The 21,194-nt window shown below is 69.3% G+C and carries 23 protein-coding genes; 12 read left to right on the top strand and 11 right to left on the bottom strand.

The genetic code is table 11. The features are described from left to right. Window positions 1–50 precede the first annotated feature (50 nt). Genes WA670_RS04740 through WA670_RS04725 form a run of 4 tightly spaced genes read left to right on the top strand, consistent with a single transcriptional unit; the run spans window position 51 to window position 3,385 of the window. On the top strand, window positions 51–1,493 hold the full coding sequence (locus tag WA670_RS04740) for an MFS transporter (RefSeq protein WP_275291110.1): 1,443 nt from the start codon (window positions 51–53) through the stop codon (window positions 1,491–1,493). 45 nt (window positions 1,494–1,538) lie between these two features. Next, the gene (locus tag WA670_RS04735) at window positions 1,539–2,063 is read left to right on the top strand and encodes an RNA polymerase sigma factor (RefSeq protein ID WP_037806918.1); all 525 of its coding nucleotides are present in this window, start codon (window positions 1,539–1,541) and stop codon (window positions 2,061–2,063) included. Then, on the top strand, window positions 2,056–2,949 hold the full coding sequence (locus WA670_RS04730) for a VOC family protein (RefSeq protein ID WP_275291109.1): 894 nt from the start codon (window positions 2,056–2,058) through the stop codon (window positions 2,947–2,949). The genes WA670_RS04735 and WA670_RS04730 overlap by 8 nt, the downstream gene beginning before the upstream one ends. Before the next feature lie 52 nt (window positions 2,950–3,001). Further along, window positions 3,002–3,385: a hypothetical protein gene (locus WA670_RS04725; protein ID WP_037806914.1), complete on the top strand. Its 384-nt coding sequence runs from the start codon at window positions 3,002–3,004 to the stop codon at window positions 3,383–3,385. Window positions 3,386–3,412: 27 nt separating this feature from the next. On the opposite strand, the gene WA670_RS04720 is transcribed toward WA670_RS04725, so the two are convergent. Further along, window positions 3,413–3,793 carry a VOC family protein gene (locus WA670_RS04720; RefSeq protein ID WP_037806911.1) on the bottom strand — a complete coding sequence of 127 codons (381 nt, stop codon included), beginning with the start codon at window positions 3,791–3,793 and terminating at the stop codon, window positions 3,413–3,415. Between the two features lie 136 nt (window positions 3,794–3,929). Then, window positions 3,930–5,237, bottom strand: coding sequence for a UDP-glucose dehydrogenase family protein (locus WA670_RS04715; protein WP_078870228.1), 1,308 nt, complete (start codon window positions 5,235–5,237; stop codon window positions 3,930–3,932). A gap of 171 nt (window positions 5,238–5,408) precedes the next feature. Between WA670_RS04715 and WA670_RS04710 the strand changes: the two genes are divergently transcribed. Continuing rightward, entirely contained in the window at window positions 5,409–6,167 is a 759-nt protein-coding gene (locus WA670_RS04710) for an SDR family NAD(P)-dependent oxidoreductase (RefSeq protein ID WP_134664552.1), read from the top strand. A gap of 54 nt (window positions 6,168–6,221) precedes the next feature. Here WA670_RS04710 and WA670_RS04705 read toward each other — a convergent pair whose 3' ends face one another. Beyond that, a complete protein-coding gene (locus WA670_RS04705) occupies window positions 6,222–6,902 on the bottom strand; it encodes a class I SAM-dependent methyltransferase (protein WP_037806905.1) in 681 nt (226 codons plus the stop codon). A 155-nt stretch (window positions 6,903–7,057) separates the two neighbouring features. Next, window positions 7,058–7,693, bottom strand: coding sequence for a PadR family transcriptional regulator (locus WA670_RS04700; RefSeq protein ID WP_336156993.1), 636 nt, complete (start codon window positions 7,691–7,693; stop codon window positions 7,058–7,060). Window positions 7,694–8,394: 701 nt separating this feature from the next. Between WA670_RS04700 and WA670_RS04695 the strand changes: the two genes are divergently transcribed. After that, the gene (locus tag WA670_RS04695; RefSeq protein WP_037806903.1) at window positions 8,395–8,733 is read left to right on the top strand and encodes a MerR family transcriptional regulator; all 339 of its coding nucleotides are present in this window, start codon (window positions 8,395–8,397) and stop codon (window positions 8,731–8,733) included. A 185-nt stretch (window positions 8,734–8,918) separates the two neighbouring features. Here WA670_RS04695 and WA670_RS04690 read toward each other — a convergent pair whose 3' ends face one another. Then, window positions 8,919–10,565, bottom strand: coding sequence for a TM0106 family RecB-like putative nuclease (locus WA670_RS04690; RefSeq protein ID WP_037806901.1), 1,647 nt, complete (start codon window positions 10,563–10,565; stop codon window positions 8,919–8,921). A 106-nt stretch (window positions 10,566–10,671) separates the two neighbouring features. On the opposite strand from WA670_RS04690, the gene WA670_RS04685 reads away from it, so the two are divergent. Then, complete coding sequence (locus WA670_RS04685; RefSeq protein WP_037806899.1) at window positions 10,672–11,151, top strand: DUF6474 family protein; 480 nt, start codon at window positions 10,672–10,674, stop codon at window positions 11,149–11,151. Between the two features lie 58 nt (window positions 11,152–11,209). On the opposite strand, the gene WA670_RS04680 is transcribed toward WA670_RS04685, so the two are convergent. The 4 genes from WA670_RS04680 to WA670_RS04665 are packed head-to-tail and all read right to left on the bottom strand — an operon-like array spanning window position 11,210 to window position 14,787. Beyond that, a complete protein-coding gene (locus WA670_RS04680) occupies window positions 11,210–12,181 on the bottom strand; it encodes a glycine betaine ABC transporter substrate-binding protein (RefSeq protein WP_051728581.1) in 972 nt (323 codons plus the stop codon). Next, window positions 12,181–12,960 (bottom strand): ABC transporter permease, encoded by a 780-nt coding sequence (locus WA670_RS04675; RefSeq protein ID WP_037806898.1) that lies wholly within the window; start codon window positions 12,958–12,960, stop codon window positions 12,181–12,183. The genes WA670_RS04680 and WA670_RS04675 overlap by 1 nt, the downstream gene beginning before the upstream one ends. Continuing rightward, a complete protein-coding gene (locus tag WA670_RS04670) occupies window positions 12,957–14,153 on the bottom strand; it encodes an ABC transporter ATP-binding protein (protein WP_051728580.1) in 1,197 nt (398 codons plus the stop codon). The genes WA670_RS04675 and WA670_RS04670 overlap by 4 nt, the downstream gene beginning before the upstream one ends. After that, window positions 14,140–14,787, bottom strand: a complete 648-nt coding sequence (locus WA670_RS04665) for an ABC transporter permease (RefSeq protein WP_037806896.1) — start codon at window positions 14,785–14,787, stop codon at window positions 14,140–14,142. The genes WA670_RS04670 and WA670_RS04665 overlap by 14 nt, the downstream gene beginning before the upstream one ends. 280 nt (window positions 14,788–15,067) lie before the next feature. Between WA670_RS04665 and WA670_RS04660 the strand changes: the two genes are divergently transcribed. The 4 genes from WA670_RS04660 (at window position 15,068) to WA670_RS04645 (ending at window position 18,023) form a co-directional block, all read left to right on the top strand. After that, window positions 15,068–15,613 carry a hypothetical protein gene (locus WA670_RS04660; protein ID WP_336156992.1) on the top strand — a complete coding sequence of 182 codons (546 nt, stop codon included), beginning with the start codon at window positions 15,068–15,070 and terminating at the stop codon, window positions 15,611–15,613. A gap of 72 nt (window positions 15,614–15,685) precedes the next feature. Beyond that, complete coding sequence (locus WA670_RS04655) at window positions 15,686–16,435, top strand: YcnI family copper-binding membrane protein (RefSeq protein ID WP_037806894.1); 750 nt, start codon at window positions 15,686–15,688, stop codon at window positions 16,433–16,435. Continuing rightward, the gene (locus tag WA670_RS04650; RefSeq protein ID WP_037806893.1) at window positions 16,435–16,998 is read left to right on the top strand and encodes a copper resistance CopC family protein; all 564 of its coding nucleotides are present in this window, start codon (window positions 16,435–16,437) and stop codon (window positions 16,996–16,998) included. Before WA670_RS04655 ends, WA670_RS04650 begins: the two co-directional genes overlap by 1 nt. Next, window positions 16,995–18,023 carry a copper resistance D family protein gene (locus WA670_RS04645; protein ID WP_037806890.1) on the top strand — a complete coding sequence of 343 codons (1,029 nt, stop codon included), beginning with the start codon at window positions 16,995–16,997 and terminating at the stop codon, window positions 18,021–18,023. The genes WA670_RS04650 and WA670_RS04645 overlap by 4 nt, the downstream gene beginning before the upstream one ends. 170 nt (window positions 18,024–18,193) lie before the next feature. Here WA670_RS04645 and WA670_RS04640 read toward each other — a convergent pair whose 3' ends face one another. Together WA670_RS04640 and WA670_RS04635 are read right to left on the bottom strand one after the other, a co-directional pair. Then, complete coding sequence (locus WA670_RS04640; protein WP_336156991.1) at window positions 18,194–19,084, bottom strand: phosphotransferase enzyme family protein; 891 nt, start codon at window positions 19,082–19,084, stop codon at window positions 18,194–18,196. A gap of 16 nt (window positions 19,085–19,100) precedes the next feature. Beyond that, complete coding sequence (locus WA670_RS04635; RefSeq protein ID WP_037807595.1) at window positions 19,101–20,408, bottom strand: tetratricopeptide repeat protein; 1,308 nt, start codon at window positions 20,406–20,408, stop codon at window positions 19,101–19,103. A 421-nt stretch (window positions 20,409–20,829) separates the two neighbouring features. On the opposite strand from WA670_RS04635, the gene WA670_RS04630 reads away from it, so the two are divergent. Then, window positions 20,830–21,186, top strand: a complete 357-nt coding sequence (locus WA670_RS04630) for a hypothetical protein (protein ID WP_037806886.1) — start codon at window positions 20,830–20,832, stop codon at window positions 21,184–21,186. Window positions 21,187–21,194 lie beyond the last annotated feature (8 nt).

The following is a 21,194-nucleotide window of genomic DNA, read 5'->3' as shown; positions in this document are numbered from 1 at the left end:
GATAGAAGCACACCTGGTACCAGGGTTTGCGGCGGCGGAACGTAGTACTCATGACGACTACCACCACTGCCCCGGCGACGGCCACCGCCGCTGTCGGGACGTCGGAGAGGACGGGCCTCTCGTCCGCCGGCTTGATCACCGTGCTGCTGGGGGCGGCACTGCCGATCATCGACTTCTTCATCGTCAACGTCGCCCTGCCCACCATCGATACCGACCTCCACGCGTCCACCGCGACGCTCGAACTGGTCGTCGCGGGCTACGGCATCGCGTACGCGGTGCTGCTGGTGCTCGGCGGACGGCTCGGCGACACCTTCGGCCGTCGCAGGCTCTTCCTGCTCGGCCTCACGCTGTTCACGCTCACCTCGCTGGCCTGCGGCGTCGCCCCGGACGCCGCCACGCTGGTCATCGCCCGCGTCGCACAGGGCGCGGCTTCGGCGCTGTTGCTGCCGCAGGTGCTGTCGATCATCCAGGCCGGGACCTCCGGCGAACGCCGCTCGCGCGCGATCGGCATGTACGGCGCGACCGGCGGCATCGCCACCGTGGTCGGCCAGCTGCTCGGCGGCGCGCTGGTCGCCGCCAACGTGTGGGACCTGAGCTGGCGGCCGATCTTCCTGGTCAACGTGCCGATCGGGATCGTCGGGCTGCTGCTCGCGCGCCGCACGGTGCCGGACAGCCGGGCGAGCAACCCGCTCGGCGTCGACCGCTGGGGCACCGTGCTGCTGGCCGTTTCGCTGCTGTCGCTGCTGATCCCGATCATGGAGGGCCGCGCGCTCGGCTGGCCGTGGTGGAGCATCGCGCTGCTGGTGATCTTCCCGTTCGCGGCGTTCGGCTTCGCCCGCACGGAACGAAACCTCGAGGCCGCGGGCGGCACCCCGCTGCTGCCGCCTGCCCTGCTGCGCACCGCGAGCGTGCGGCACGGCCTGACCGTCGCGGTGCCGTTCTTCTGCACCTTCGGCTCGTTCATGTTCGTCTACGCGGTGACCCTGCAAAACGGCCTGCACCTCGGCCCGCTCGGCGCCGGGCTGGCGTTGACCCCGATGGCCGTCGCGTATTTCACGACCTCGCTGGTCAGCAGCCGCCTCGTCGCCCGCTTCGGCCGCAAGATCGTGCCGATCGGCGGGGTGATCCTCGCCGTCGGGCTGCTCGCGCTCGCCGGAACCGCGCTGCTCGACTGGCCCGACCTGTCGATCTGGCAGCTGGCCCCGGCGATGGTGCTGATCGGCGTCGGCAACGGGCTCGCGATGAGCACGCTGTTCCGGGTCGTGCTGTCCCGGGTGCCCGCCGACCTGGCGGGGGTCGGCGGCGGCGTGCTGACCACGACCCAGCAGACGTCGCTGGCACTGGGAGTCGCGGTGCTGGGGAGCCTGTTCGCCAGCCTGAGCGTGCCGGGCGCGATGGGCTACCAGGGTGCGTTCGTGCTGGTCATCGGGATTCTGGCGGTGCTGGCGCTGCTCGTGAGCGGGCTGGCTCGCAAACTTCCCGATCCTCGCTGAGAATTCGACCGACGGAAAACCCCGCTCCCGGACGACGATGGAGATGTGACGGAACCTCGGGTGCAGCCAGACCCGGCCTTCGCGCTGCTCGGCCTCTACGAGAAGGCCCTGCCGGAGGTCTATGGCTACCTGCTCGCGAGGTGCGGCGACCGCGTGCTGGCGGAGGAACTGACGTCGGAGACGTTCCTCGGCGCGGTCGCCGCCTGCCGCAAGGAGCACGCGCCGCCGGTGAGCACGCCCTGGCTGATCGGGGTGGCCCGGCACAAGCTGGCCGACCACTGGCGGCGCGCCGAACGGGAACAGCGCGGGCTGCGGCTCGTGCACGACGCCGGATGCGACGTCGAGGATCCCTGGGACGAGCAGCTCGACGCCCTGCGTGCGCGGCAGGTGCTCGAAACGCTGACTGTCTCGCATCGGGCAGTGCTCACCTTGCGGTACGTCGACGGCCTTCCGGTGCGCGACGTCGCGGCGCATCTCGGCCGGACCATCCACGCGACGGAGGCGTTGCTGACGCGGGCCAAAACCGCGTTCCGCCGCGGCTACCAGGAGAAGGAGGGACGCGATGCCTGAACCGTTCGACGCGCTCGCACTGCCTTCGACTCCGGCCGACCCCGATCCGGCCTTCGCCGAGCAGCTGCGGGACGACCTCCGCCGACTGATCCTGAACGGAGCGGAGATGACCACCACCGAAACCACGCCGCAGCAGGCCCGAGCGGGTGCGCTGACGCCGTACCTGGTCGTGACCGACGCGCGCGCCGCGCTCGACTTCTACGTCGAGGTCTTCGGCGCACGACGCCGAGCCGAGCCGATCGTGATGGACGACGGCCGGGTCGGGCACGCCGAACTGGACATCGGCGACAGCGTGCTGATGCTGGCCGAGGAGTTCCCCGAGCTGGGCAATGTCGTCGCGCCGGAGGGCGGCGCGCTGGTGCGCGTCGAGGTGCCCGATCCGCAGGACGCGGCGCGGCGGGCCGTGGAACTGGGCGCGGAACTGCTGCGTCCGGTCGAGGACCGCGGCTACGGGCTGAACGGGGTGATCCGCGACCCCTACGGCCAGCGCTGGCTGGTCGGAAAGGCCGCGCCACAAGCGAAAACGCCCGGGGAGCGCACGTACCGGCACGGCGAGGCCGGGTACTTCACCTTCCAGGTGCCTGACGACAGCCGGGCCAAGGCGTTCTACGGTGCGGTGCTCGGCTGGCAGTTCAACCAGGGCAGCCTGCCGACCGCGTGGCGCATCGAGGGCGACGGCCTGCCCGGCGGGCTGTGGGGCGGACCGGAACTGCAGTCCGGCTGGAAGCTGATGTTCGCCGTCGACGACCTCGAGGCCGCGCTCGGCCGGGTGCGCGAGGGGGGCGGCCGGGCGGGAGAGGTGGAGAACCAGCCGTACGGCCGAACGGCGGATTGTGCCGACGACCAGGGGATCGAGTTCTGGTTGTGGGAACAGCCACGCACGTGACCTCGGCCAAAACCCCGGCGGCAAACCGGCCGGCGGGGCGCACACTCAAGGGATGGCCGCGCACTGGACGCCCCGCGACGAAGCCGAGCTGACCGCCGGCTGGCAGCTGTGGCTCGCGCTGGGCTCGTGCGCCTGGCCGGGACCGGACTGGGACGGCACACCCGCCGAAGCTGTCCGCGGCCTGGAACGGTGTTTCACCACCTGCGACGAAATCCTCGCCGCGTACGACCGGCCGGATTCCGCGGTCGCCGGGCTGGTGCGCTCGATGATCCTGGCCGCCAACTGGACGCTCGAACTGTGGCGCGACGACGCGGACCCGCTCGATTCCGAGCGGGCCGCGCTGTTGCACGCCGATCTGGCCGCGTTCTCCGACCACGCGGAGAGCGTCCGGACTTTGCTTGCCACGGGCGGCGGGTGGGCCTCGCTTCCGCTGTGACCCGCCCGCCGTCCGTCTACAAAGGACTTACCAGCTCGCGGGCCGTTTCCGCTCCGGCTCGTACGGCTGCGTGATGACCTCGATCCCGTTTCCGCCCGGGTCGAGGAAATACACGCCGCGTCCGCCGTGGTTGTGGTTGATCTCGCCGGGGCCCTGCCCGCCCGGCCCGGCGTGGTAGTCGACCCCGGTTTCCTTCAACCGCAGGAAAAACGCGTCGAAGTCGTCCTCCGGAATGAGGAAACAGTAGTGCTGCAGCTTGCGATCGGCGTCCGGCACCGTCGCGAAGTCGAGCCGCACGCCGTTGCTGGTTTCGACCGGGATGAACGGGCCCCATTCCTCGCCGATCTCGAACCCGAGCAGGTGCGCGAAGAATTCGGCGGATTCCCGGTTGTTCCGGGACGGGACCATCAGGTGATTCAGTTCAAGAGAAAGTGACACGAAGCAATGCCTCCACAAGGCATCCCAGCACCTCCATGCCTCACCCAGCCGGTGACCGACACGCGATGCCGCCGAGGAGCATAGCGCAACCGAAGCGAATCTCCCATCAGAAAACCGGAACTCGCCGCCGGGCCGCGCGCGGGCGCCCGACTCCCTGCCAGGACAACCCGGCGTCGAGAATCATCCGCGGGTCGAGCAGATTGCGGGTGTCGACGACGTCGTCGCCTTCCATCGCGTCGGCGATCGCAACCCAGTCGAGGTTGCGGAACTCGGCCCATTCGGTAAGCACCACAACGACATCCGCGTCCTTGGCGACCTGATACGGGTCGTCCACGACGGTCATCCCGGCAATGCCGCCGGAGACCGCCGGGTCGTACGCGGTGATCTCCGCGCCGAGCGCGCCCAGCACCGAAGACACTGCCAGCGCGGGAGAATCGCGCAGATCGTTCGTGCCCGCCTTGAACGCCAGGCCCAGCACGCCGATCCGCGCGCCGGCCAGCGTTCCGCCGCAGGCTCCTGCGATCTTCGCCACGATCCGGTCGCGCTGGGCGATGTTCTCGTCGATCGCCGAGGTCAGCATCCGGAAGTCGTAGTCGACCGATTCGGCGACCTTGACCAGCGCGCTGGTGTCCTTGGGCAGGCACGAACCGCCCCAGCCCGGGCCGGGTTTGAGGAAGGTGCGGCCGATCCGCCGGTCGTAGCCCATGCCTTCGGTGACCAGGTCGATGTCCGCGCCGAGCCGTTCGCACAGTTCGGCGATCGAGTTCACATAGGACAGTTTGAGCGCGAGAAAGCAATTCGCCGCGTACTTGACCAGTTCCGCGCTCGCCGCGTCCGCGACCACGACGGGTGCGGCGAGGTCGCCGTACAACTGCCCGACCCACGCGGCGGCCGCGTGCGAATCCGATCCGACCACGATCCGGTCCGGGTGCAGGAAGTCTTGCACCGCAGTGCCTTCGCGCAGGAACTCCGGGTTGGAGACCACCGGCACGTCGGCGCGGCCGACCATCGCCTGGATCCGTTTCGCGGTGCCGACCGGCACCGTCGACTTGGTGATCAGCGCACAGCCGGCCGGCAGCACGTCGCCGATCTCGGCGGTCACCGATTCCACCGCGCGCAAATCCGCGGACCCGCCCGCGCCCATCGGCGTCGGCACGCAGAGGAACACGCCCTCCGCGCCGCGAACGGCTTCCCGCGCGCCGACGACGAACGACAGCCGTCCGTTCGCCAGTCCGCGGGAGACCAGATCGGCCAGTCCTGGCTCGAGGATGTCCACGCGCCCGGCCGACAGCCGGTTCACTTTCGCCACGTCCACGTCAACGCAGGTGACGCGGTGCCCGAGGCTCGCGAGACAAGCCCCCGTGGTCAATCCGACGTATCCCGTCCCTACCACCACGATCCGAGCTGAGCTCATGACGCTGAAGGTGACAGCCGGAGTTGACCTCAGTGCTAACGGAAGCGGTCGCGGCCGAATACTCCTCGCGACGACAGCGGGTGAGGCGACACACTCCGACAGGCATGCGAACGAGCGTTAACCTGGGCGCGGAGGTGCACCGCGGCACCGAGAGCAGGAGGAAGGCTGAAGATGCAGATCACCGACACCGCAGCGCTCGTCACGGGTGGCGCGTCCGGACTCGGCGGCGCGACCGCCAAGGCGCTGGCCGCGAAAGGCGCGCGGGTGTTCGCCCTCGACCTCGCGCCTTCGATCGAGAAGGCCGAGCAGATCGACGGCATCACCTACGTCGAGGCCGACGTGACCGACCCGGACCAGGTGCAGGCCGCCGTCGACACCGCGGCGGGCTCCGGCGTACCGCTGCGCACGGTGGTCAACTGCGCGGGCATCGGACCGTCCGCGCGCATCCTGTCCCGCAAGGGCAGGCACGACCTCGCGCTGTACGCGAAGGTCATCCAGATCAACCTGATCGGCACGTTCAACGTGGTCACCATCGCCTCCGAGGCGATCGCGAAGACCGAACCGCTGGCCGACGACGCCCGCGGCGTCATCATCAACACCGCGTCCGTCGCCGCGTACGACGGCCAGATCGGGCAGGTGGCGTACGCGTCGTCCAAGGGCGGCGTGGTCGGGATGACCCTGCCCGCCGCGCGCGACCTCGCCTCGCACGGCATCCGCGTGCTGACGATCGCCCCCGGCATCGTCGACACCCCGATGCTCGCCACCGTCAGCGACGAATTCCGCGCCGGACTCGCCGCCGGGGTGCCGTTCCCGAAGCGGCTGGCGCGGCCGGACGAGTACGCGCAGCTCGCCCTGTCGCTGATCGACCACGACTACCTGAACGGCGAGGTCGTCCGCATGGACGGCTCGCTGCGGATGGCCCCGCGCTGACGTTGCCTCGCGAGTGGCTGTGCCGCCCCCTCAGCGGCACAGCCACTCGCCCGGTCATTCCTTGCGCATCCGCACCTCGAGGCCGATCCCGTCCGGGGTCACCTCGCAGGTGCGGAACTTGCTCTCCGCGACCGTCGCGCGGAACTGCTCCGGCGTGTACGCCCGCCGCCGCAGCCCGCGCAGGGTGCGAACGGTGGTGAACGTGGCCACTGGACCGAGATTCATCCGCGCGACCTCAGCGTCCAGCTCCGCATCGGTCGTGCTCTTGCTCAAGTCCTGCACCAGCGCGACCCCGCCCGGCCGCAGCACCCGGTGCATCTCGTCGAGCGCGTCCACCGGGTCGGCGAAGTTCTTGAACGCCGCCTGGCAGATCAGGAAGTCGAACGACCCGTCCACGAACGGCATCGCCGCCACGTCACCGCGACGGAAATCGACCGAGACGCCCTGCTCATGCGCGTACTCCCTGGCCAGCTGAACAAACGTCCGGCTGACATCCAGCCCCGTCACCGTGCACCGGCCGGTGCGGGCCAGCTCCACCGCGAAGAAGCCCGGCCCAGGCGCGACCTCGAGCACGTCCGCGCCCTCGGCCAGCTCCGAAGCCAGCATCTCGGCCGTTTCGCGATACTGAATTCGCTGCGGTTCGGTACCGCGTCCCCGCGCGTACGCCCGGGCGACCGGCCCCTCCATCTCCGGCAGCAGTTTCGTACGGTGGCGTTTGACCTGGGTGTTCCCCATCGTGTTTTCTCCCTGTTCGGTTGAGTCCGAACCGGTTCGCCGCGGGGCCGTATCCTTGTCAGCGCAGCCTGAAAACAGGTTCCCGCACCTCGCGGTTTCCAGTTCGACGGTTCCCGGTCCCGGGGCGGTGTGCCAGCACCTCCTCCGGGACCTCTTTATTCGCCCTCGTTCTCGACGAAGGCGGCCATGTCAGGCAGCTCCCCGGTCTCCCGGTAACGCCGCCACTCCTCGACCCCCGGCATCGCGCCGGTGGTCAGCTCCTCGTGCAGCCCGCGAACCCATTCCGCCTCCGCGCGCCACATCGCCAGTTGGTACTCCGCCTCGACGAGAACCAGCCGAGGCAGCTCAGCCCGCATCTTCGCCAACGCCTCGACGCGGTCGCCGATCAGCCGGTCCAGCTCGCCGACCCGATGCCGCAACTGCTGATCGACCACGTCCGGCCCGAGCGCGAGCATCACCGAGAGCCCCGTGTGAAACCGCGTGGCCTCCAAATCCGGCACCGCGAGCAACTCGGCGACCCAATCCTCCAGCTCAGCCTGACCAGCGTCGGTAATCCGATAAACGGTCCGCTCCGGCCGCGCCCCGTCCCGCACGTTCTCGACGGCCTCGAGGAACCCGTGCTTTTCGAGGTTGCCGACGACTGTGTAGAGGGAGCCCCACTTGATCTTCAGGTCGCCCTCTTTGCCGCGTTCCCGCAGGAGAGAGGCCACTTCGTACGGATGCATCGGCCGCTCGAACACGGTGGCCAGCACGGCGAGGCCCAGCAAGTTGGACACCTTTCGCCGCTTCACGCTTACGACCTCCTCGTGGGCGAGTACTCGTCGACGAGTATAGCGGAAACGCGACCGCGTGCCCAGCTTGGAGAAAATCTATGGCGACTGGGGTAGACATTCGGTTTCGATCATGGGTAGCATCCTTCTTGTACAAGAGAGACAACGTCAATCAGGCACGGGAGATGACGAACTGCCCGTGAAGTGAGACAAGACGGTCAGGCAGGGCGAAGCCGCTGAACGAACGGGTTTCGGCCGGGACCGTGCAGTGAACGCAGGTGCAATAACCGCACTGGCAGGCCAGGCAGTGCGGGAGCGGTCAGGTGGCCGGAGCCGATTTCCGACGGGGCTCCAGCCAGTGACCAGCGGCGTTACGCGTGCTGGGGCCGATCAGCGGAAGGGTTCCAGCCGGTGACGTTCGAAGCAGTAAACGCAGTACCGGAAGTGCGACACCGCAAGAGGAAAACACCGGAAAGAAGGGAACGGGCACATCATTGGATCGCCCGCGGCGGCGGAGCAGCAATGCCGCGCGGGTACCGCAGTCCCATCAGATTGGCAGGTGGTTCTCGGTTACGAATCAGCGATCTCCGCGCGGCATGTCCGGTGAACGGACCCCGCGGATACCAGAAGCCGGCTTCACGGCCGGTTGACAATGATGAAACCCAACCCTGGGACCCCGGGTGCCGCGTGGCACCCGGGGTCCCTTGTGATGTGGAGGTGGAATGATCCCTGACCCACGCGATACCCCGTCCGCCGGTTCCGGCGGAGCGGACAAGTTCGACGACGACGAGTACCCCGCTTACACGATGGGCCGGGCCGCCGAGATGCTCGGCACCAGCCAGAACTTCCTGCGCAGCCTGGACGAGACCGGGTTGATCGAGCCCCAGCGCTCGTCCGGCGGGCATCGCCGTTACTCCCGCCAGCAGTTGCGCCTCGCCGCACGCGTGCGCGAACTGGTCGACCAGGGCACGGCTGTCGACGCCGCCTGCCGCATCGTCTCTCTCGAGGACCAGCTCCACGAGGCCCAGCGGGAGAACAAGAAACTGCGCGCGGGCGAATAACCTTCTGCGGGGTCAAGTGTGCTGTCCGAACACCGCAGCACACCCCCCGGTGCCTTTCGCACCTCTCCTCGCGGCGGTCGGACTCCTGCCCCTGCCGCGAGGATCCGCGCGACCCCCTTCGGATCCGCCAGGACTCGTGCCGTTTCCGCGCCGAAATTCCGGGGCCGCCGCGGCTTCCGGAGGACTCAGAGGTCCAGCATGTACGGAACCTCAACCTGAGCCCGCCCGCTCATCCACTCCCGCAGCGCCTTAGTCGCGAGCACGTCATCCTCGTTGTACCGCAACAACCGTTCTCGCTGCTCGTCATCAGGGACCGCGCCGTCCATCCCCACCGCATCCCGGTACCACCGCATCGAGGCTTCGCCCCCAGCCTCCGGATCCCGCCACGCGAACCCGGCCACTGGGGCGATCACCTTCAAGCCCTTGCCCCGCGAGCACAGGAACTGATCCGTCACGCTGCGGAAAAGATCGACCCACTCATCGGAGTCCACAAAGGACTGAACAGTCCGCTTCTCCGGGATCCCGGAATACTCCCCGAACCGTTCGACCGACCCGAACAGCCACCGGTTCTCCGCGAGCGCGTTGTAGCAATACGCCCGGAAAGTCAGCCCCGCGGCCAGGGTCCGCTCACGAACATCCGTGAACCACGCCCAAAACTCAGCGAACGACCGCGCCTCGTCCACGGTCGGCAGCGGCTCCCAGGTCGCGAATGCCCGGTACCCCTGCGGCACCCCGATGTCCACTCCGGACAACAGCGTCCCCCACAGGTAAGCCCCGGAATCGCCGAAGCTTTCCATGTCCACGTCGACCTCGACGTCCGCGCGCGGCACCTCGATCTTCGGCGTGCGACGCACCACCGTCAGATCCGCCAGCCACGCCCGGGCCAGCATGATCGCGTCCGAGAACGTGCCGCCCGTCCAGTTCATCGGCGGCATCTCGGCGGCCGGGTCCAGCGCGGCCAGCTTGTCTACAGTGGACACTCCGACGCGGCGCAGCTCGCCCGCGTCCTCGCCGCGCACGACCAGGCTCACGTCACGCGTTTCGGTGAGCACGACCTCGCACGTGGCCCAAAACGGGCACCGCCGGCACTCCAGCACCCGCGAAGGCGCGGCCAGCGCTTCGGCACCGGTGGCGGCAGCGGTCGCGACGGCGAGCCGGTCCGCGAAGCGTGCGTCGTATTCGTCCAGTGCGCTGCGTCCGCCCGGCCAGGTGCCCGCGGTGAGGTCGTGCCAGACGACGACGTCCGCGTCCAGACCGATCACGCCGCCGAGCGCGCGCCCGCCGGCCGCCAAGCCGCGCGTCTCCAGCATTCGCCGCAGGTGGGCGAGCCGCAGCTGGTCTCGCGGCTGCGAGCGCACCTTGCGCAGCTCGTCCGGCGAACGGCGCGCCGGATCCAGCTCCGTCATCGCGGTGGTGGGTGCGCCCTGGCCGCGGTCGGTGATCCGGTGCCGGACCACCAGCACCGGCACATACCCGTCGTCGACGCGCACGAGCAGGTCGATGCCGCCGCGCCGGTGCCCGACCGGGTCGGCTGGCAGCAGCGCGCCCCAGATGTACTGCGTGCCGTCCGCGAACGCCTGCTCGGTGAGCCGCACCCGCTCGCCAGCGGACGCGGTGCGCGGCACCCTGGCCCAGGTTGCCTCCGGCCCCGACGCCGCGACCAGCTGTTCGAGGATTTCCTCGCGGTGCGCGGTCGCGTCGTCGATGCGCTGTTGTGCGGTCGGATCCGGCGGCGGCAGCGGCACGTCGCGCATCGCCGGGTCGTGTTCCAGGTGCACCCGGCGGCGGCAACGACTCACTGCTCCCGCGTCGAGCAACACCTCGTCTCCCATAGCGATCACAATAGATCGTGGGTACGACATTCCCCGCGCGAGCCGACATGCCCGTCAGGTCGGGGACCAGTAAGTTCATCCGGAGAAGGCGTGGGAGGTAACGGCCATGGCGCGCAAGGCCAAGCAAGACAAGGCCAAAAAGGACGAGGGTGAAGCCCGGATCACCCCGAAGAAGGCGAAGAACGCGGTCGCGGTGGCCAAGGTGCTCGGACCGGCGGTGCTGCCGGTGCTCGCGCCGTACGCAGTCCGCGCGGCGGGTGCGGCGCGGGAGGCGTACGACCGCTACCAGGCCCGCAAGCTGGGTGTCGCCGTCGACCAGCTCGGCGAGTACACCGGCCGCGGCGCGGCGCTGCACGCCCGGATCGCGGGTCTCGTGCAGGGGCTCGGCGAGCTGAAGAAGTCGGCGAAGGCGACCGAGCAGGACCAGAAGTTCGCCGCCGAAACGCAGTCGACGCTGGAGCAGCTGTCGGCCACGGTGCGCGCCGCCGAGCGCATGCCCGCGGGCCGGCGCAAGGCCGCGCACCGTGCGGTCACCGGCGAGCTCGAACGGCTGGAAGAGCAGCTGCTGCACCGCTTGGGCATCTGAACCCGGCGAAAGGGCCCCTTGAGCGAACTCAAGGGGCCCTTTGCGCTGCCGGGAAGCGCTACTTGATGAAGCCCTTTTGCAGCATCCAGTCGTGCGCGACGGTGCCCGCGTCCTTGCCGTCGACGTCGACCTTCTTGCACAGCTCGACCATCTGCTTGTTGTCGAGCGCCGCCGCCACCGTCTCCAGCGGGCCGCGGATTTCCGGGTGCTGGTTCAGGAACTCCGTGCGCAGCGTCGCCGCCGCGTTGTACTGCGGGAACGCCTTCTTGTCGTCCTCGAGCACGCGCAGGTTCAGCCCGGAGATCCGGCCGTCGGTGGTGAAGACCTCGCCGACCGGGCAGGTGCCGTTGGCCACCGCCGAATAGATGGTGCCGATCCCGAAGTTCTCGATCTTCGGGTTCTTGAACCCGTACGCCTTGACCGCCGCCGGGAACCCGTCCTGGCGGCTGGTGAACTCCGTCTCCAGGCAGAACCGGTTCTGGTCCGGATGCGTGGTGAGGAACTTCGCCAGGTCCGACGTGGTCTTGAGGTTGTTCTTCGCCGCGTACGCCTCAGTGGTGGCGAAGGCGTACTGGTCGTTGAGCGGCGAGTAGTTCAGCCAGGTGACGCCGTACTTCTCCGCGTCGGCCTTCTTCGTGGCCTCGTACTGCGCCTTCTCCCCGCCCGGGACCGGCAGTTCGTTGCCCTGGTAGTTGATCCAGCCGGTGCCGGTGTACTCCCAGGTCACGTCGGTCTGCCCGTTGAGCAGCGCCTGCCGCGACGAGTTCGACCCCTTGATGTCGGTGAGGTCGATGACGTCCGCGCCCGCCGCGCTCAGCGCCATTTCGGCCATGTAGCCGAGGATGATGTTCTCGGTGAAGTCCTTCGATCCGACGACCACGCGCTGGCCTTCGAGCGACGGGATCGGCCGGATGGACCCGGGTTCGATCTTGAACGGGATCGAGGTGTTGACGTCGAGCCCGCACGCCGAGAGCGTCCCGGCGAGCAGGGCGGCGCCGACCAGCGCGCCCGCCTTTTTCAGGACGTTCATCAGCGCAGTCCCTTCGGTCCGAAGTACTGCTCGGCGACCGCGCCCAGCCAGTCCACCAGCAGTGCCAGCGCGACGGCCAGCACCGAACCGGTGATCAGCACCTTGGTCAGGTTGAGCTTGTAGCCGGTGTCGATCAGGAGCCCGAACCCGCCCGCGTTGACGAACATGCCGAACGTCGCGGTGCCGACCGCCAGCACGAGCGACGTGCGCAGGCCGGCCAGGATCAGCGGAACCGCGAGCGGGAATTCCACCCGCCACAGCACCTTCTGCGCGGACATCCCGATGCCGCGGCCGGCGTCGATGAGCGACGGGTCGACCTGCTGGATGCCGACCATCGTGTTGCGCAGCACCGGGAGCAGCGAATAGAACGCCAGCGGCAGCGCGGCGACCCACAGCCCGCCGACCGCGCCGGTGAAGATGAACCACAGCACCAGCACGCCCAGCGCGGGCGCGGCCTGTCCGATGTTCGCGATGGCCAGGAAGATCGGCGCGAGCCATTTCGCCCACGGCCGAGTGACGATGATGCCGAGCGGCACCGCCACCAGCACCACGATCGCGGTGACCACGACGGTCATCGCAACGTGGTCGCGCAGCGCGGTGAGCAGCGACTCCGCGTTCAGCGTTTCCTTCTCGGTCGCGGTGAGCCCGCTGGCGAACACCCAGATCAGCGTCACCGCGACGATCAGGACGACCACGGCTGGCTGGGCGAACAGACGGACTCGTTCCGCGCGACGGGAGCCTGACTCGGTGCTGAATCCGGTATCGACGGCAGCGGTCATGCCGTGGCCCCGTCCTCGTCGACGTGGTCGTCGGCGTGCTCGTCGCGCAGCTGCTGGATGGTCGCGATGACGGTGTCCAGCTTGATCGTGCCCGCGTACTCGCCGCGCGCGCCGGTGACCGGCACCGAACCGCCTTCGGCGAGCATCGCCTCGAGCGCGTCCTGCAGCGTCGACTGGAGGCTGACGATGTCGCGCAGCGGCTTGCCGACCGAACCCAGCGACGTGGCGTTGGTCAGCTCGCGCACGTGCACCCAGCGGATCGGCCGTCGCCGCTGGTCGAGCACCAGCGCGAACGGCTTGCGCGATTTGCTCAGCTTCTCGCGCAGGTCAGCGGGCGCTTCGTCGATCGTGGTGGTGAGCGCGTCCTGCTGGAGTTCGACGTCGCGCACGCGCAGCAGGGTCAACTGCTTGAGCGAAGCGCCGGCGCCCACGAATCCGGCGACGGTGTCGTCGGCCGGGTTCGCCAGGATCGACTCCGGGGTGTCGTACTGCAGGATCTTCGACTGGTTGCCGAGCACCGCGATCCGGTCGCCCAGCTTGACCGCCTCGTCGAAGTCGTGCGTGACGAAGACGATCGTCTTCTTCAGGTCGGTCTGCAGCCGCAGCAGTTCGTCCTGCAGGTTGCCGCGGGTGATCGGGTCGACCGCGCCGAACGGTTCGTCCATCAGCAGCACCGGCGGGTCGGCGGCGAGCGCGCGGGCCACGCCGACGCGCTGCTGCTGGCCGCCGGACAGCTGACGCGGGTAGCGGTCGCGGAAATCGGCCGGGTCGAGCCCGACCAGGTCCATCATCTCCTCGACCCGCGCGGTCACCTTTTTCTTGTCCCAGCCGAGCAGGCCGGGCACAACGGCGATGTTCTGCGAGACGGTGAAGTGCGGGAACAGCCCGGCCTGCTGGATCGCGTAGCCGATCTGGCGGCGCAGGGTGTCCACGTCGAGCTTCAGCGCGTCCTGCCCGCCGATGGTGATCCGGCCGGACGTCGGCTCGATCAAGCGGTTGATCATCCGCATCGTGGTGGTCTTGCCGCAGCCCGACGGGCCGACGAACACCACGATCTTGCCCGCGGGCACGACCATCGAGAAGTCGTCGACGGCCGGGGCGCGGGTGCCGGAGTAGCGCTTGGTGACGTGGTCGAGTTCGATCTCGACGCCGGAGACGTTTTCTTCGGTCGCAGTGTGCTCAGCCACGGACACCCCTAGAAATGGTGAATCGCTTGATCAGGACGTAGATGCCGTCGAGCACCAGCGCGAGGATGACCACGCCGACGGTGCCGGTGAGGGCCTGGTTGAGGGAGTTCGTGCTCCCGGCATTGGTGAGGCCGGAGAAGACCTCCGCGCCGAGGCCGGGGCCCTTGGCGTAGGCCGCGATCACCGCGATGCCCATGAGCATCTGCGTGGCGACCCGCATCCCGGTGAGGATCGCGGGCCAGGCCAGCCGCAGTTCGACCCGGGTGAGCACGGAGAGCCTGCTCATCCCGATGCCGCGGGCGGCGTCGGTGATCGCCGGGTCGACCGCGTCGAGGCCGACGATCGTGTTGCGGACGATGGGCAGCAGGCCGTACAGCACGAGCGCGATCACCGCGGTCGTCGAGCCGAGGCCCGAAAGCGGGATCAGCAGACCCAGCAGGGCGAACGACGGGACGGTGAGGATCGTGCTGGCCAGCGCCGTGGCGACGGCGGAGCCGATGGGGCTGCGATAGACGGCGATGCCGATCAGCACGCCAAGGATCGCGGCGAGGATCGTGCACTGCACGACCATGCTGGTGTGCAGCCACGCCTGGAGCAGCAGCCTTCCCCACCGGTCCGAGATGTACTCGAAGAGGTTCATCCGTATTCGTTCTCCCGCCAGCTTGCGAGCCCCGGACGTCACCCGTTCGGAGTAGCCCATCAATCGGCAGGGTGACTACCCGGAACGGATACGGTCGAAACCCCCACTTCTCGGTTGTGATTACCCACCGTTTCGCATCAGCGAGGGGTCGGCAACCGAAGCACAGCGCTCCACCGAGCGGTTTTTACCGGATCGAGACCCGCCTACCTGTGCGTTTTCCGCAGGTGCTCACCATTCGAGACGCTTCAGTCACCCACCGGAGTGCCGTTAAGCTGCCCGAATGAGCACTCCAGCCCGGCATCGCGGCGCACTCGCCGCTGTCCGCGGCGGACTGCTCGCACTGAGTTCGGCGTCACTCGCCGTCACCGCGCACGCGGCCGCCGACGGCGGGCTGCCGGATCCCGCGCTCACTCTCCTGCTCACCGGACTGCTCGGCTGGACCGCCACCGCGCTCGCCGGGCGCGCCCGAGGACCGCTCGGCACGATCGCCGTGCTCGGCGGCGGACAGCTCGTGATGCACCTGGTGCTGACGACGCTCGGCGGGCACGACCCGTCCGGTGCGCCCGCCGCGCCGGACGGCTGGGCGATGACCGTCGCGCACGCTGTCGCGACGCTGCTCACCGCGCTGGTGCTGGCGCGGGCGGACGCGATGCTGCTCGCGGTGCTGCACGTCCTGCGGGTCGTTCTTCCGCTGCTGGTCCGGCCGTTGCCGGTTCCGGTGGCGGCTGCCGGGATCGCGCGGTCGCGTGCGGCTGGGGCGATGCCGTTGCTGACCGTGGAACTTCGCCGCGTCCGGGGCCGACGCGGACCTCCTTGGCTCTCCTGAACCCGCACCTTCTTTCCCCTTTTCCGGCGCAGGCCTCGTCCTCCGCCGGCCCTTCCCTGTTCAGGAGAACTTGTGTCCCACCATGTCTTCCGTCGTGCCGGCGTGCTCGCCGCGACCGTCGCCGCCACCGGTCTGCTCGGCGCCGGCATCGCGTCCGCGCACGTGACCGCCAACGTCTACGGCGACCAGCCGGCCAAGGGCGGCTACGGCACGATCTTCTTCCGCGTCCCGAACGAGGACGCGAAGCTCGGCACGATCAAGGTCGAGATCGACGTCAAACCGGACTACGGCATCGGCAACATCCGCACCAAGCCGATCCCCGGCTGGACCGCCGAGGTCACCAAGTCGAAGCTGCCGCAGCCGGTGACCACCGCCTCCGGCACGAAGATCACCGAGGCGGTCACGAAGGTCGTCTGGACCGCGCAGCCGGGCACCAAGATCGGCTCGACCGAATTCCAGGAGTTCGAGATCAGCGGCGGCCCGCTGCCGTCCAACGTCGACCAGCTGGAGTTCCCGGCGATCCAGACGTACGAGGGTGGCAAAGTGGTGGACTGGAACCAGCCCACCCCGCCCAGCGGCGAGGAGCCGGAACACCCGGCCCCGACCATCAAGCTCGCCGCCGCCGAATCCTCGGAGCACGGCGGCCACACGCAGACCACAGCTGCCGGAGAGAACGCTGAAGCCGCGTCGTCGTCGGACAACACGGCTCGCTGGCTCGGCGGGGCCGGCCTCGTGGTCGGCGCGCTCGGGCTCGGCGTCGGTGCGGGCGCGGTGCTGCGTTCCCGCCGTCCCGCCGCAGGAAAGACCGAAGGAACCAAGTAATGCGTAAAGCGCTCCTCGCGCTGGCGATTTCCGGGGTGGCCCTGCTCGGCACGGCCACCCCGGCGCTGGCGCACAACGTGCTGATCAACTCCGACCCGGCGAACGGCGCGTCGCTCGCCAAGGGCCCGGCGAAGGTCACGCTCACGTTCGACCAGTACGTGCAGAACGCCGACGTCAACCAGATCGCGGTGACCGGCCCGGACGGCAGCCAGTGGGCCGAGGGTCCGGTGACGGTGGAGAACAACGTGCTCAGCGCGCCGCTGCGGCCGCTCGGCCCGGCGGGCAAGTACACCGTCGGCTACCGGGTCCTCTCCGCCGACGGGCACCCGGTGTCCGGCGAGATCCCGTTCACCCTCACCACCGCGGGCAACGGCACCCCTGCGAAGGGCGACGCGGCCAAGGCGGCCGGTGCTCCGGCCCAGTCGGCCCCGGCGGCGTCCTCGTCGTCGAGCGGCGTGCCGATCTGGGTGTGGATCGCCGGTGCGGTGGTGCTGCTCGCGATCGGCCTCACCGTCGCGCTGCGCACCGGCCGCGACCCCGGATCGGACAAGGCGGACCAGTGACGCGAGCCGAGACCACCTCCGCGGTCCGCTGGGCCACGCTCGCCTGCGTGGTCGTCGCGGGACTGCTGGGCGCGCTGATCGGCATCGCGCTCACCGCGTCCTCGCCCATTCCGGGTGTCGTGGAACCCAGCGAGGTGGTCTCGGCGGCCATCCCGATCGTGCGCGTGCTGCTGGACCTGGCGGCGGTCGCGACGATCGGGCTGGCCCTGCTGTCCGTGCTGGTCGGGTACGACCGGCCGAAACTCACCGAACCGGTCATGCGCCGGGCCCGTCCCGCCGCCGTCGCCGCCGCGCTGGTCTGGGCGGCGACCGCGGTGGTCGCGCTGATCCTGCAGACCGCGGAGTACAAGCCGGGCAAGCGGATGCTGACCGGCGGCGACATCGGCAACTACATCGCCGAGGTCGGCGCGGGCAAGGCGCTGGTGATCGTGGCCGTGCTCGCGCTGCTGCACGCCGTGCTCGGGTTTGTCGCGCTGCGCAAGGGCGAGAAGGTGCCCGCCGAGGTGCGGGTGGGTCTCGGCATGTTCGCGCTGCTGCCGTTGCCGGTCACCGGCCACGCGTCGAACTGGGCCTATCACGACTACACGATGATCTCGATGGAGCTGCACGTCATGAGCGCGGTCGCCTGGTGCGGCGGCCTCGGCGCGATGATCGTGCTGCTGGCGGCCAACCGGACGCTGCTCGCGCACGCGCTGCCGCGGTTCTCGAAACTGGCGACGCTGTGCCTGGCGCTCTCCGCGGTGACCGGCCTGTTCAACGGCATCGTGGAAATCCTGGCCAACCCGACGATCGGCTTCTGGGCAGGCGTGTTCACCACGCCGTACGGCCAGCTGATGGTGCTGAAGGTGCTGTGCACCGGCGCGATCGCGCTGCTGGCCGCCAACTTGCGGTGGCGGCTGATGCCGCGCATCGTGCGACACCAGCGGACGGCGCTCGCCTCGTGGGCCACGCTGGAGTTGACCGTCATGGGGCTCGCCTTCGGGTTCGCCGTGGTGCTCACCCGGGCCCCGGTCGCGGTGTCCTGACCGGCCGAGGTGACGGCGGGTAGCCGCAACTTGCACAATGGGACTAGCAGTACGCTATCCGGGGCGATCTGCCGGACCGAATTATCGCTGCGCAGCGATACCTCGTCAGCCATCGACGGAAAGCGGCGAACGGTCATCTGCAGTCGGCGAATGCACGTGCAGAATGCCGTTCAGCGGTATCTCGTCCACGCGGTGGCCGTCCGGCCGGCGCGAAGGTCCGCCAGCCGACGGCGGAGTTCAGCCCGCACCGGCGGATGACTGCGCAGGATCGGCAGCACGCTCGTCGTCAGCTTCAGCTCCCGCACCGCCCTGAGCACCGAAAACCCCGGCCAAACCGTCACGTCGAACCCGTAGGCGGCGGCGAACTCGGCGTACCGGGCCGGAGGGTCGCCGAACCGTTCGCGGCCGACGGCGAGCGGCGTCAGATCCCATTCCGGCGGGCCGACGCAGGAGGAATCGAAATCGCACAGCACCGGGCCGTCCGGGCCGGGCAGGACATTTCCCGGATGCGCGTCGCCGTGCACGAATCCCCTGGCCAGCGGGAAATCCAGGGTGTCGAGGCGGTCCTGTACCTCGGCGCAGCGCTCCAGGAGGAACCGCCGGTCGGCCGGGGCGAGTTCCTCCGCGTCGGCGACCCTGGCCTCGATCGAACGCAGCGGCTCCCATGCGGGAAGGCCGTCCGGCGGGGGCAGCGCGTGCACCCGCCGCAGCAGTCCGGCCAGGTCGGCCGGCGTCGGCGACGGTCCGGCGAACGGCACCAGATCCCACACGGTGACCAGATGTCCGTGCACGTCAAGCGGTTGCTCGACCCCGGACAGCAGCCGGACCGCGGGCACGTCGTGCCGGGCGAAATGCTCGGCGACGCGCACGACCGTGCCGACCCGGTGGCGCAGCTTGGTGGAGCCGACGATCCGCACGACGACCGGTGCCCCGTGCAGCGCGAACACCGCGTTGTTGGTGAACCGCAGCAGCCGCGCGCCCGCCGGGTCGAAGCCGAGCCGAGCGCAGACATCCGCCAGCACCTGGCGCAGTTTCGCAGGGGTGAACCTGCCTTCGGGCAAGGCGAATCCGGTCGGCTCAGGCCGCGTAGAAGATCTTGAGCCGGTCGGCGAGGTCGCGGGCGTCGGGGTTGTTGCGCCGCCGTTCGGCTTCGGCCAGCAGCGGCCGCATCCGGTCCTTGACCCGCGCGGATTTGATGCTCTCCGCGCATTCGATGGCCTTGCCGCCGATCTTCACGCCGTGGTCGATGTCGCCCTCGAGCAGGTGGTTCGTGGCGAGCGCGCTGAGCATGAACGCCTTGCTGCGCGCCATGTCGTCGGTGTAGGTGTCGACCGCCCGGCTCAGCGCCGGGATCGCGTACTTCGTGTGCTCGGGGTTCTTCATCGCCAGCACGGTGTGCACGGTGCCGGTCATCGCGTAGACGTCGGTCTCGTTGAAGAACTTGACCCACGATTCGGCCGTGGCCAGGTCGGCGCGCGCGAATTCGTCCTTGCACCGGCCGAGCAGCTTCACCGACTGCTCCTCGTTGCCCATCATCGCGTAGGCCCACGCCTCGTTGGCGCAGAGCACGGCGACGGCCAGCTCGGAACCGGATTCCTGCGCGGCGATCTGGCCGAGCTGGAACAGTTTGAGCGCGTCGTTCGCGGCGTCCTGGTGCAGGTAGACGCGGCCCATCCGGTACAGCACGTTCGCCACCAGGTGGTGGTCGCCGCCCTGTTTGGCCAGGTCGAGCGCCTGCGCGAAATGGCCGCGCGCGGAGTCCATCAGGCCGGTGTCGAACGACGTCCATCCGGCGAGGCTGTGCAGGTCGGCGATCGCGGTGTACAGCCGGTTCTTCACCTGCTCGGCCGCGCTGGAGTCGAGCATCTGCTGGCCCCAGGACAGCTGCGCGACGACGGCGTCGCGGCAGAACCCGCCGCCGTACTGGTAATCGAGCGCGCGCAACGCTCTGGTCGCCGCCTCGACCTGGCGCACGTCGGTCGTCCCGATGCGCCCGGGGGCGGGAGTGCGCGCGGGCGCCTCCGACCACGTGCCGGATTCCGGACCGAACACCGCCGCACCCATCGTGACCTGGGCGGCGTGCGCGAGGAACCTCCGTCGCTTCACGGACTCGTCCTCCTCAGCCTGCCGGCCGTCGGACGCGCCGACGACCCGTATCGCCGTGGTCTCGTCATAGGCGAGACCCATGTATCCACGAGGGACACCCAGGCCGTCGGCGATTCTCGTGAGCACGTCGTAGGCCATGACCTGGCGACCCTTGAGGATCTCCGACACCTCGGACTGCGACTGGCCGGTCATCGCGGCGATCTGGCGCTGCGATACCCCGTGTTTGCGCAACAGCCGGTACACGGCGCTGACCTCGCGGGCGGCGAGCGCCTCCCGCATCTCGGGCTGTTCCCAGGCGTCGGCCGGAACCGGATTGCCTGACCGGGCGTCGGTGTTAGCGACTCCGGAACCACTGCCAGCACTGGCATCCATTGCCATTGCGCCCCCTCACCGTCTCCTGGGCGTCTGATCAGCACCCTAAGCACACGCGAGAACCTTGTGAAACGCGCGGACGCACGCGTTGATCGGCAGGGCCGAACTCCGCTGACCGCTTACCGTGGAACGCGGTCCGGTCACCGCTATGACGCGGTTTCGACCTTCTCTCGCACCCGGTTTCACTTCACTGTAGTTGCCAGATCTCCGTCAGCGCCCGGTCACCCGCGGCGATCACGGAGAGCGATGGACCCGACGACACAGATCTGCCGGCGCTGATGCATCCCGCAAGGTGCAGCGGCCCGGGACGAGAAAGCGTGGAGGGACAGTGGAGTTCGTGGATTCGCTCGGTGGAGGACAAGCCGGGACCGCGGTGCGGTCCGTTCGGCCCGCACCGGGAATCGCCACGGCACGTCCGGTGCCGCCTACTGTCGCTTCCGCCGTCGCCGCCTCGGTGTCCGCTGACCCGCGTACCGCGGGCGTGCGGCATTTCGAGGGCGGCCAGGTCGTGTGGCGCGTGCAGTGCGGAGATCTCATCAGCCGCGAGCGCGCTGTCACGGTGTTCGTCGAGGACGACGAGGTCGTAGTGGTTTCTCCGCCTGGGGAGACCGCCCGCCTCACGTCCGGCCAGCTCGGCCAGCTCCGGGCCGCGCTCAACGAAGCCGCCACTATGGCGGAAAGGTGACGGTGAGT

The sequence above is a fragment of the Amycolatopsis sp. VC5-11 genome, assembly GCF_037034185.1.
GTDB classification, from domain to species: domain Bacteria; phylum Actinomycetota; class Actinomycetes; order Mycobacteriales; family Pseudonocardiaceae; genus Amycolatopsis; species Amycolatopsis nivea.
The sequence above is the reverse complement of the archived record's forward strand: the minus strand, read 5'-3'. Positions and strand labels throughout refer to the sequence as shown.

What these genes read in the sequence shown, in the direction of transcription:
- WA670_RS04685 (WP_037806899.1), top strand. Translation starts at nt 10,672, where the DNA reads ATGGCGCGCAAGGCCAAGCAAGACAAGGCCAAAAAGGACGAGGGTGAA.
- WA670_RS04720 (WP_037806911.1), bottom strand. Translation starts at nt 3,793, where the DNA reads ATGGTCCCGTCCCGGAACAACCGGGAATCCGCCGAATTCTTCGCGCAC.
- WA670_RS04740 (WP_275291110.1), top strand. Translation starts at nt 51, where the DNA reads ATGACGACTACCACCACTGCCCCGGCGACGGCCACCGCCGCTGTCGGG.
- WA670_RS04650 (WP_037806893.1), top strand. Translation starts at nt 16,435, where the DNA reads ATGCGTAAAGCGCTCCTCGCGCTGGCGATTTCCGGGGTGGCCCTGCTC.
- WA670_RS04710 (WP_134664552.1), top strand. Translation starts at nt 5,409, where the DNA reads ATGCAGATCACCGACACCGCAGCGCTCGTCACGGGTGGCGCGTCCGGA.
- WA670_RS04665 (WP_037806896.1), bottom strand. Translation starts at nt 14,787, where the DNA reads ATGAACCTCTTCGAGTACATCTCGGACCGGTGGGGAAGGCTGCTGCTC.
- WA670_RS04690 (WP_037806901.1), bottom strand. Translation starts at nt 10,565, where the DNA reads ATGGGAGACGAGGTGTTGCTCGACGCGGGAGCAGTGAGTCGTTGCCGC.
- WA670_RS04705 (WP_037806905.1), bottom strand. Translation starts at nt 6,902, where the DNA reads ATGGGGAACACCCAGGTCAAACGCCACCGTACGAAACTGCTGCCGGAG.
- WA670_RS04675 (WP_037806898.1), bottom strand. Translation starts at nt 12,960, where the DNA reads ATGACCGCTGCCGTCGATACCGGATTCAGCACCGAGTCAGGCTCCCGT.
- WA670_RS04725 (WP_037806914.1), top strand. Translation starts at nt 3,002, where the DNA reads ATGGCCGCGCACTGGACGCCCCGCGACGAAGCCGAGCTGACCGCCGGC.
- WA670_RS04695 (WP_037806903.1), top strand. Translation starts at nt 8,395, where the DNA reads ATGATCCCTGACCCACGCGATACCCCGTCCGCCGGTTCCGGCGGAGCG.
- WA670_RS04730 (WP_275291109.1), top strand. Translation starts at nt 2,056, where the DNA reads ATGCCTGAACCGTTCGACGCGCTCGCACTGCCTTCGACTCCGGCCGAC.
- WA670_RS04715 (WP_078870228.1), bottom strand. Translation starts at nt 5,237, where the DNA reads ATGAGCTCAGCTCGGATCGTGGTGGTAGGGACGGGATACGTCGGATTG.
- WA670_RS04680 (WP_051728581.1), bottom strand. Translation starts at nt 12,181, where the DNA reads ATGAACGTCCTGAAAAAGGCGGGCGCGCTGGTCGGCGCCGCCCTGCTC.
- WA670_RS04660 (WP_336156992.1), top strand. Translation starts at nt 15,068, where the DNA reads ATGAGCACTCCAGCCCGGCATCGCGGCGCACTCGCCGCTGTCCGCGGC.
- WA670_RS04635 (WP_037807595.1), bottom strand. Translation starts at nt 20,408, where the DNA reads ATGCGGGAGGCGCTCGCCGCCCGCGAGGTCAGCGCCGTGTACCGGCTG.